Below are 9,329 nucleotides of genomic sequence, written 5' to 3'. Positions count from 1 at the left end.
TAATAGATTTTTTCGCAATACTAAAGTTCTGCACTGAAAGTGCAGGGTTTTAAACCCATTACTGAGACCAATAAAGCGCCCTATAAAACTTATTGGGGCGGACACCTGGAACGTTTGGGAGAAAATCGCCGGGGTGGGTATCATTTTGAGCTGGCTCCGGGCAACTCTTCTATTACTGGAGGTTTTTTTGGTCCCAATGCTGCCGATCTGCTATTGATCAGACAACAAATAGACGCTGATGCTGATCCCTTGCGACAAGTACTGGAAAACACCTCTTTTAAGAAGTATTTTGGGCAACTACAGGGCAATCAGGTAAAAACCGCTCCTAAGGGGTTCAAAAAAGATAACAAAAATATAGACCTCATTCGCTATAAACAGTTTTTAGTGACTCATCAGTTTAGTGATGCCGAAGTTTTATCACGAAATTTCGTAGAGAAACTAGCCGAAGGGTTGCTAGGCATGCTCCCCTTTTTTGATGTGATGACTGCTTACCTTACTACCGACTTAAACGGAATTTCTCTATTAGACTAGCCTACCTTACACCCGCGTTATAACTTTTCTAACCAGACACAGTACATCATTAAAAAAGGTGACTTATAATAGTAAATCAGGCAAATTAAGAGATAAAATATTGAATGTTATGAAAAGGTTTATACACGTAATATTGGTAATGATTTTGGCAACTATAGGGTACACTGCGCAGGCTCAGTCAAACTTAAAAATGATTGGTACAAAAGCACCAGATAAGGTAGCAAAAGCCACCCCTGTAACCGCTGCCCTGCACTCGAAGGGCAAACGGGTATCTATTAATACAACCAACCCTCAGGATAAGATTTATAATGTTAAAATAAAAAATACCGCAGGTGTTCCGCATCAGTCTTATACTTATAAAGCAGGCAAACAAAACATTGAGATGGACTTAAGAATTTTACCCAAAGGAAACTACTTGTTGGCAATAACTACTAAAAACAAGGAATTTATTACTTATAAATTTTCTAAGCGATAAAGAATAACCTGCATAAACACTCACGATAAATCGTAATAATTGCACGAAATAACGTAACCAAAACAGCGCAAATATTTAGCCTATTTGCGCTGTTTTGGCTTTAGCACTTTCCTTTTCGATTTACACGTTGCATTTTATGATTTGTGGTTATTTTGAGTGAGTTATTACACGGTAAATTAACACCTAAGATGGCGCACGTCGGTGCCAGGTGGAAATATTTTTTTTTGTATACTTATTTATCAGATTGTCAATGTTGGAAGGTATAATTGCCCAAGCCAAAGCGAGTAAACTTGGGGTTAAACACAATCACAGACGGCAAAGGTAGCCGAGCATTTTTCTTACCTTTTACCCCAAACAATGCCACTTGATGCTCATCTATCTTTGCCCACTTGCCTCTTACATTCTCAATGCTTTTTTCGTCCAATACCTTCAAACAAAATTGGTAACTTTTTTCAAACTTAATTTCCCACCTTTTTACTTGGTTTTGTTGGGTATAACCCTGTTGAGCAAAAGCATATTGGGTTTTTGTTGTCAAAGGTTTGTTTGGTTTGTCTAGAGTAAAACGAGTGTTTTGAAAAACAAATTGGCTAAAGTCTTTATTAAAAGTAATGACTTGAGGTAGGGCAAAAGTAGTTTGAGACAAAACTACATTAATGCCTTTAGTAGTAGATTGATAAAGAGCAATTTCTCTAGAGTTAAGCTGTTTCCATTTGCCTTGCAACATCCTTGTAAGTTTGCCTTGAGGAGTATATTGCAAATGAAAAGTATGGTTATCATAAAACCTCAAATACACACTTGGGGGTACATATTGATAGGTTTTGTCAATAAACGAGTCTGACATAAAACTAAGCGTGGCAAACAAGTAAATAAGCGTTGTATACATAGGAGTAGAGGGTTATTGTAAATAGATAAACTTGCGATTAGGGCTGTTTTGAATATCAGTACCCACTCTAGCGCAAGCATCTCTCACTTGTGCCTATCATTGCGGAAGCTTGTAGCTTCCATGTTTTTACTAGTATAGAGAATTGAAATTTAATATTTCCGTCAAGCATTTTAAAACCTATAACAAAGATAAATATCCATACCTGCCAGGTTTTGAAAACCTGGCAGGTATAAAAAGTTACGGAAGCTTGTAGCTTCCATGTTTTTACAAAAAACACTGCTATCGTGTCAAGTAAACCCTTCTGAGTACAAAGCCAGAAAATTGAACTTGCCAGGTTGGGCACAAGCGAGAGATGCTTGCGTCAGGTAGAGGTTAGGAATGGTGAGAAATTAAATTACCATTCTTGAGGTAGAGGTTTTGTTTTGAGACGAGGCTATTTTTTGCGCCCATAGCAGCGCTACGGGCAATAAAAATAACGAAGTATCAAGGCGAAAAATCACCCCTCAGAGTGTAAATTTATTTTTGAACAATTCCTTAGTTGAGTAAGCACAAAAAAAGTTGCCGAAAAGACTTCCGGCAACTTTCGTGTTACAATCACAGTCAAAATAAGACCAATTAACGGTCGTAATTCAGGTTAGGGCTCAGCCATTTCTCAGCCTCTTCTACCGAAATGCCTTTGCGCTCCGCGTAACTCTCTACCTGGTCTTTTTCTATTTTACCTAAGCCAAAGTATTTAGACTGAGGGTGAGAAAAATACCAGCCAGATACCGATGCTGCCGGAGTCATTGCCAAACTCTCGGTAAGTGCTACCCCGGTAGCGTTTGGCGCATCTAATAACTTAAATAAGGTAACTTTTTCGGTATGATCAGGGCAAGCAGGGTAACCTGGTGCCGGACGAATACCCTTGTAACGTTCTTTGATCAATTCTTCATTAGACAGGGTTTCGCTCTGGTCGTAGCCCCAATATTCCTTACGAACTTTTTCGTGCAATAATTCGGCAAAAGCCTCTGCCATACGATCGGCAAGCGCTTTGACCATAATTGAGTTAAAGTCGTCGTGATCTTCTTCAAACTTTTTAGCGATGGCTTCGGCACCAAACACCGATACAGCAAAACCACCCAGGTAATCTTGAATACCCGTTTCGGCAGGAGCTATAAAGTCTGACAAGGCAATATTTGGTACCGTATTGGCTTTTTGGGCTTGCTGCCTCAATGCGTGAGACAATGCTATAGTCTGGGTACGGTCTTCGGCAAAGCCCCAATCATTGGTGTTGTTAGTATTACCATTGGCAAGCGCTTCTACAGTGTTTTTTTGATAAGCATACACCGCTATGTCATCGTCGTTTATTGTGTTTGCCGGGAAAAAACCAAATACTGCTTTAGCCGTAAGCCATTTTTCGGTCACAATCTTTTGAAGCATTTCCTGGGCATCGGCAAACAAGCGGGTGGCCTCCTCTCCTACCACATCGTCGGTCAATATCTTAGGGTATTTGCCGTGTAGCTCCCAAGTTTGGAAGAAAGGTGTCCAGTCAATGTAGTCAACAATTTCTTCCAACGGGTAGTCTTCAAACACCTTGGTACCCAAAAACTGCGGGCGTACCACGTTGGTTTCGTCCCAGTTAATGGCAAACTTGTTTTTCCGGGCTGCCTCTGCGGTCAAAAACTTCTTGTTTTGCTTACGGTTGGCATGCCCTTCGCGCATGCGGGCGTATTCGTCTTTGATCTCCTGCGCAAACTTGTCGCGGTTGTTGTCGCTTAATAAGTTACTTACTACTGGTACACTGCGTGACGCGTCTAATACGTGAATCACAGATCCTTTATACTTAGGTTCAATCTTTACTGCAGTGTGTATTCTTGAGGTAGTAGCACCACCAATCAACAAAGGAATGTCTAAGCCCAAACGTTCCATTTCATTGGCCACATTTACCATTTCATCAAGGCTAGGGGTAATTAAACCACTCAGACCTATCACATCTACTTTTTCCTTAACGGCTGTGTCAAGTATCTTCTGAGCGGGCACCATTACTCCCAAATCAATCACTTCATAGTTGTTGCACCCCAGCACTACCCCTACAATGTTTTTTCCTATGTCGTGTACGTCGCCTTTTACGGTAGCCATCAATATTTTACCTACCCCTTTGGTATCCAGCTCGCCCCGTGCCACGGCCTCTTCTTTTTCCTTTTCCATAAAAGGCATCAAGTGCGCCACCGATTTTTTCATCACCCTGGCACTTTTTACTACTTGAGGCAAAAACATTTTTCCTTGACCAAACAAATCTCCTACAACACTCATACCATCCATCAAAGGTCCTTCTATCACGTGTAGTGGCCGGTCGTATTTCAAACGAGCTTCTTCAGTGTCTTCATCTATAAACTCGGTAATACCCTTGAGCAATGCATGCTTGAGGCGTTCTTCTACGGTAGTTTCGCGCCACTTAGTGTCTTTTACCTGCACCTTTCCCTTTCCTTTTACCTGCTCGGCAAAAGTAATGAGCTTATCGGTAGCGTCTGCATGGCGGTTGAGCAATACGTCCTCTATCAGCGTAAGCATATCTTTAGGAATGTCTTCGTATACCTCAATCATTCCAGCATTTACAATCCCCATGTCCAAACCAGCTTTGATGGCATGGTACAAAAATGCTGAGTGCATGGCTTCACGAATGACATTGTTGCCTCTAAAAGAAAAAGAGATGTTACTTACCCCTCCGCTTACCTTGGCATAAGGCAGGTTTTCTTTGATCCAGCGGGTAGCATTGATAAAGTCTACTGCGTAGTTGTTGTGCTCTTCCATTCCCGTGGCAACGGTCAGAATGTTGGGATCAAAAATAATGTCTTCGGGTGGAAACTTCACCTCATCGACCAAAATACGGTAAGCACGTTCGCAAATTTCGATACGACGTTCATAAGAATCTGCTTGACCTGTTTCATCAAAAGCCATGACCACCACTGCAGCACCATATCGGCGCACTAGCCTTGCCTGATTTTTAAAGTTTTCTTCCCCCTCTTTGAGCGAAATAGAATTGACAATAGATTTACCCTGTACCACTTTCAGCCCTGCCTCTATCACACTCCACTTAGACGAGTCAATCATTATAGGCAAACGGGCAATGTCAGGCTCAGAAGCAATCAGGTTCAAAAAGGTAGTCATTACCTCTTCAGACTCAATCATTCCTTCGTCCATGTTTACATCTATCACCTGGGCACCACCTTCTACCTGGTGCAAGGCAATGGCGAGGGCATCTTCGTACTGTTCGTTTTTAATCAGTTTGCGAAACTTAGCCGATCCTGCCACATTGGTACGCTCCCCAATATTTACAAAATTGATGGCTTTAGTTACTTTCAAGGGCTCCATACCACTGTAAGTGGCCAAACGCTCTTGCTCTGGTATTACTCTGGGTGAGTGTTCAGCAACTATTTTTGCAATCTCGGCAATGTGCTCTGGCGTAGTACCACAACAGCCACCTACTACATTGAGAAAACCGCTTTCTAAAAATTCTTTGATGATGGCTCCCATTTCTTCAGGGGTTTGGTCATATTCGCCAAACTCATTAGGCAAACCTGCGTTGGGGTGAGCTGATACTAAAAAAGGGGCGTTTTTTGCCAATGATTGAATATAAGGACGCATCAGGTCGGCTCCCAAGGCACAGTTAACTCCTATGGTTAGAATGGGCATGTGAGATACCGAATATAAAAATGCTTCGATGGTTTGCCCCGAAAGGGTACGACCAGCCGCATCGGTGATGGTACCCGACACCATAATAGGAAGGCGTTTGTTGGTGTCTTCGTAGTATTTATCTATCGCAAACAGGGCAGCTTTGGCATTGAGCGTATCAAAGATGGTTTCTACCAGTAAAATATCTACACCACCCTCTACCAGTGCTTTGGCTTGTTCATAATACGCTACCACCAGTTGGTCAAAGGTAATGTTACGTAAGCCAGGGTCGTTTACATCGGGGGACAATGAGGCAGAACGGTTGGTAGGCCCTATAGAACCTGCTACAAAACGAGGTTTGTCAGGGTTTTTATTGGTAAACTCGGTGGCTACTTCTTTAGCGATTTTTGCCGATTCATAATTGAGCTCATATACCAGGTCTTCCATGTGATAATCTGCCATGGCAATGGTAGTAGCACTAAAAGTGTTAGTTTCCAGAATATCGGCTCCAGCCTCTAAAAATTTACCATGAATAGTTTTGATGGCTTCGGGTTGAGTAATAGACAACAAGTCGTTATTACCCTGCAAAGGATGTTCGTAGTCTTTAAATCGCTCGCCACGGTAGTCCTCCTCAGTAAATTTATATCTTTGAATCATTGTACCCATTGCCCCATCGAGTACAAAAATTCGTTTCTTTAATAATTGCTCAATCATCATCTGTTTTCTATCCTTTTGTTCTAATTCGTTATGATATAAAAAGTCGTCCTTCAGCTGCTTATATTATAAGCCGATAAACATAGGCTTACCTCTGTTAGTGTGTATGTGTGTTGTCACATAACCATATATTGAGGTATGGATATATACTTTGGTCACTTCAAAATGAATTTTTAGATTTTTCTGTAATTCAATTTATATTTCCTGATCGTACCGAGTCAGGTAGGATTTAGCACCTTTCTTTTGGATAAGTAGGTTGCCAGTGCTTCTGCGAGCCCAATCTCTCTGCACTTCTTTATAAATCAATTACTTCTTACTATAAGTGAGTGAGAAGGTGAATTGACTTAGATTTTAGTTACGCAAGTTAGGCATAAATGTTTGGTTATGCCAAGCCAAGTAATTTTTATTATAGTTTTTGTAGACCTGTTATAGGCTTATTTTTATAAAAAATGATTATTCACCAGGAAAAAATATCAAGCAACCGTATAAGTTACTCGCCCAAGTACACAAAATCAAGCTTATTCCTGCGATTTTTTTCAAAAAATGCTACCTAAAATTTAATTCTACATTAGTACAACCTTCGCTTCATTTTTACGTTTTTTTGGGCAACAAACAACGTGTAATTTTATTTACTAAATCTTTATCATCTTAAACCAAGATTGATATGAGCACAAATAATAAAATATACCAATTGAAGGTTACATTGATGGATGTAACCCCAGTAATATGGAGGAAAATTCAAGTACCTCAAGATATTTTGTTGCCCGACCTGCACAAGGTCATTCAAACTACGATGGGGTGGAAAAACAGCCACTTACACCAGTTTGAACACAAACACAATTTTTACGCAGCACCCGCTCCCTGGGGAGAAATGGAAAGCGAAGATTATCGGGGTGTGAAGCTCAGTCAACTACTAAAAAAGGAGAATGACAAGCTCATTTATACCTATGATTTTGGCGACAACTGGCAACACAATGTGGTGCTGGAAGAGATACAAACTCCAACAGAAGGGGGAGCGTATCCGGTATGTATCAGCGGTAAAAATGCTTGCCCTCCTGAAGACTGTGGTGGTCCCTGGGGTTATATGGATCTGATGATGATCATGAAAAACCCTAAACACCCAGAGTACAAAGAAATGAAAGATTGGCTAGGAGGAGACTTGTACCCTTCTAAATTTGACAAAAAAGCCATTAATAAGCAGCTGACAATGAAAGATTATGGCGTTTTGACTTTTGATGTTGAGTTTGAATAGGCATCTACTTATCCAAACAACTATTTTGAATACTTTTCTCCCCCCTTGCATATTTACTTGGGGGGTATTTTTTTAGTCGCTTCCCCTCCCTTTTAACACATATTTTTTATTGACCCACAGCAATAGCAAGGGGGGCATGACTAACAAGCACGAAGCCAAGGCAGCAAAATAGATATTAGCCTCTTTTAAATAGCCAAATACCATGAGGGTAAGGGTAGGTACTTTGCCCAAGCCTATCAGCTGAGTAAGCCCATATTCAAACCAGGATATAAGAAACGTTTGAAAAAAACTCACTAATAATATGTTTTGAGAAATCGGTACCAATACTTTCCATACAGTTTGCCAAGGCGAACCACCCAAAGTGGCTACTAACTGCTCTAGTGCCTGGGTACGGTAGCTCCAGTATTCACTAAACAAAATAACACTAAACGGATAAGTAATAATAAGTTGTGCGAACAATACTCCCCAAAACCGGGCATCGAGACCAAACCAAATAAAGTATACTTTGAGACAAGCTGCGTATATCACAGGAGAAATGACATAAGGCAAATAAGCCAGTTTGAGCAATTGCCTGCCGTAAGGATGATAAGCAAGCATACGACCAGTAAAAAACCCCGCCCAAGTAGCAATAAAAGCAACACTTAGCGAAAGTACCAACGATACCCCCAAGCTTTGTAGCAAGTTTTGTTGATACCCCCAAAGCTGTGCCCAATTCATTAGCCCTACTTGCTGAGGCAAAAGGTTGGGGTAAATCCACTGACGACTCAATGATAAACCCAATAATAACAAAAAAGGCAACAATATCACCCCTGTCAAGCACATCGCCAAAAGTACCCGAACGATGCGCCACCAGTTGGCTGATTGGTTCAAAGCCGTTTCTTTTGTTTGCGAAGTAGCCATAAAACGCTCATAATCATCAATAAAGAATAAATAACTGCCAAAACATAGCCTTCAGGCAATTGCAATAAATCATACTGACCTTTTATTTTACGGGTGGCAAGCACCGAGATCATTTCAGGAGACTGTCGCCCCAATAGCAGGGGCACCTCATAAGCCCCAAAAATAAAAATTCCATATAGTACCACTGTAGGGTAGCCTTTACGCCATAATGCCGGAATAATTACTTTAAAATATGCTTGGGTACGCGTTGCTCCCAATGTAGTGGCTACCTGTTGTAAGTCATCCAACCGTTCACCATCGTACATCCCCAAAAACATCACTGTTAAAAAAGGGGTCGCCAGTAACCAGTTTGCACACAAAATACCTACACTATATTGGTCATTGATCAGGTCAGGAAACTGTGCCAATTGGTCGATAAAGCCTATTTGATAAACTACCCGCGACAACAACCCAGTTTTGGCAAACAACTGCATAATAAAAAAGGCGGCTACGATTGCTGGAATAGCCAAGGGGAAATAAATAAGGTAATGAAGCTTACTACCTATAATTGCCCGCCTAAAACGGGTGGCCAACAACAAAGCTACAATAGTGGCAGGTAGTAGCGAGGCAAGGGTAACATAAAGGGTGTAACCCAAAGATTGCCATACTTCGCCATTGGGCAATGCCTTTTGCCAATGCTTAAGAGTAAAACCTTCAGATAGTATGCCTACCCAACCTATGCTATAAGAAAAAGCATACCCCAATGCCAGCACCATAGGCAACAAAGTAGCCATTACAAATAGGGCAACACCTCCTTTGCTCCATAAATATGCAATCTTGCTATTTTTCATTCTCTTTTATCATCACATTGACTGCTCCCCAAGCTAAAGCAGAGGGGATTCTCACCCAACGCACAACCTAATGGTTCACGTTAACGGATAGAG

General features: G+C 41.2%; 7 protein-coding genes and 1 riboswitch. Of the genes, 3 read left to right on the top strand and 4 right to left on the bottom strand.

Annotated features, from left to right (window positions below; genetic code table 11):
• The first annotated feature begins 39 nt into the window (after nucleotides 1-39).
• Nucleotides 40-531: a DUF2461 domain-containing protein gene (locus Q0954_RS31280; protein WP_299465007.1), complete on the top strand. Its 492-nt coding sequence runs from the start codon at nucleotides 40-42 to the stop codon at nucleotides 529-531.
• Between the two features lie 109 nt (nucleotides 532-640).
• Complete coding sequence (locus Q0954_RS31275) at nucleotides 641-1,006, top strand: DUF3244 domain-containing protein (protein ID WP_299465005.1); 366 nt, start codon at nucleotides 641-643, stop codon at nucleotides 1,004-1,006.
• 247 nt (nucleotides 1,007-1,253) lie between these two features.
• Here Q0954_RS31275 and Q0954_RS31270 read toward each other — a convergent pair whose 3' ends face one another.
• Both Q0954_RS31270 and metH read right to left on the bottom strand, forming a co-directional pair.
• A complete protein-coding gene (locus Q0954_RS31270) occupies nucleotides 1,254-1,889 on the bottom strand; it encodes a hypothetical protein (RefSeq protein ID WP_299465002.1) in 636 nt (211 codons plus the stop codon).
• 615 nt (nucleotides 1,890-2,504) lie between these two features.
• Nucleotides 2,505-6,311 carry a methionine synthase gene (gene metH / locus Q0954_RS31265; protein WP_299465010.1) on the bottom strand — a complete coding sequence of 1,269 codons (3,807 nt, stop codon included), beginning with the start codon at nucleotides 6,309-6,311 and terminating at the stop codon, nucleotides 2,505-2,507.
• A gap of 135 nt (nucleotides 6,312-6,446) precedes the next feature.
• A riboswitch (SAM riboswitch) is annotated at nucleotides 6,447-6,558 on the bottom strand.
• 360 nt (nucleotides 6,559-6,918) lie between these two features.
• On the opposite strand from metH, the gene Q0954_RS31260 reads away from it, so the two are divergent.
• A complete protein-coding gene (locus Q0954_RS31260) occupies nucleotides 6,919-7,506 on the top strand; it encodes a plasmid pRiA4b ORF-3 family protein (RefSeq protein ID WP_299464999.1) in 588 nt (195 codons plus the stop codon).
• Between the two features lie 72 nt (nucleotides 7,507-7,578).
• Here Q0954_RS31260 and Q0954_RS31255 read toward each other — a convergent pair whose 3' ends face one another.
• Both Q0954_RS31255 and Q0954_RS31250 read right to left on the bottom strand, forming a co-directional pair.
• Nucleotides 7,579-8,406: an ABC transporter permease gene (locus tag Q0954_RS31255; RefSeq protein WP_299464996.1), complete on the bottom strand. Its 828-nt coding sequence runs from the start codon at nucleotides 8,404-8,406 to the stop codon at nucleotides 7,579-7,581.
• Nucleotides 8,373-9,236, bottom strand: coding sequence for an ABC transporter permease subunit (locus tag Q0954_RS31250; protein WP_299464993.1), 864 nt, complete (start codon nucleotides 9,234-9,236; stop codon nucleotides 8,373-8,375). Before Q0954_RS31250 ends, Q0954_RS31255 begins: the two co-directional genes overlap by 34 nt.
• Nucleotides 9,237-9,329: the final 93 nt, after the last annotated feature.

Origin of the sequence: uncultured Microscilla sp., from assembly GCF_947493425.1 — a bacterium.
GTDB lineage: Bacteria > Bacteroidota > Bacteroidia > Cytophagales > Microscillaceae > Microscilla.
The sequence above is the reverse complement of the archived record's forward strand: the minus strand, read 5'-3'. Positions and strand labels throughout refer to the sequence as shown.

Excerpts from the sequence above, each read along its gene's own strand:
- Q0954_RS31275 (WP_299465005.1), top strand. The coding sequence starts at position 641 with ATGAAAAGGTTTATACACGTAATATTGGTAATGATTTTGGCAACTATA.
- Q0954_RS31260 (WP_299464999.1), top strand. The coding sequence starts at position 6,919 with ATGAGCACAAATAATAAAATATACCAATTGAAGGTTACATTGATGGAT.
- Q0954_RS31250 (WP_299464993.1), bottom strand. The coding sequence starts at position 9,236 with ATGAAAAATAGCAAGATTGCATATTTATGGAGCAAAGGAGGTGTTGCC.
- Q0954_RS31270 (WP_299465002.1), bottom strand. The coding sequence starts at position 1,889 with ATGTATACAACGCTTATTTACTTGTTTGCCACGCTTAGTTTTATGTCA.
- Q0954_RS31255 (WP_299464996.1), bottom strand. The coding sequence starts at position 8,406 with ATGGCTACTTCGCAAACAAAAGAAACGGCTTTGAACCAATCAGCCAAC.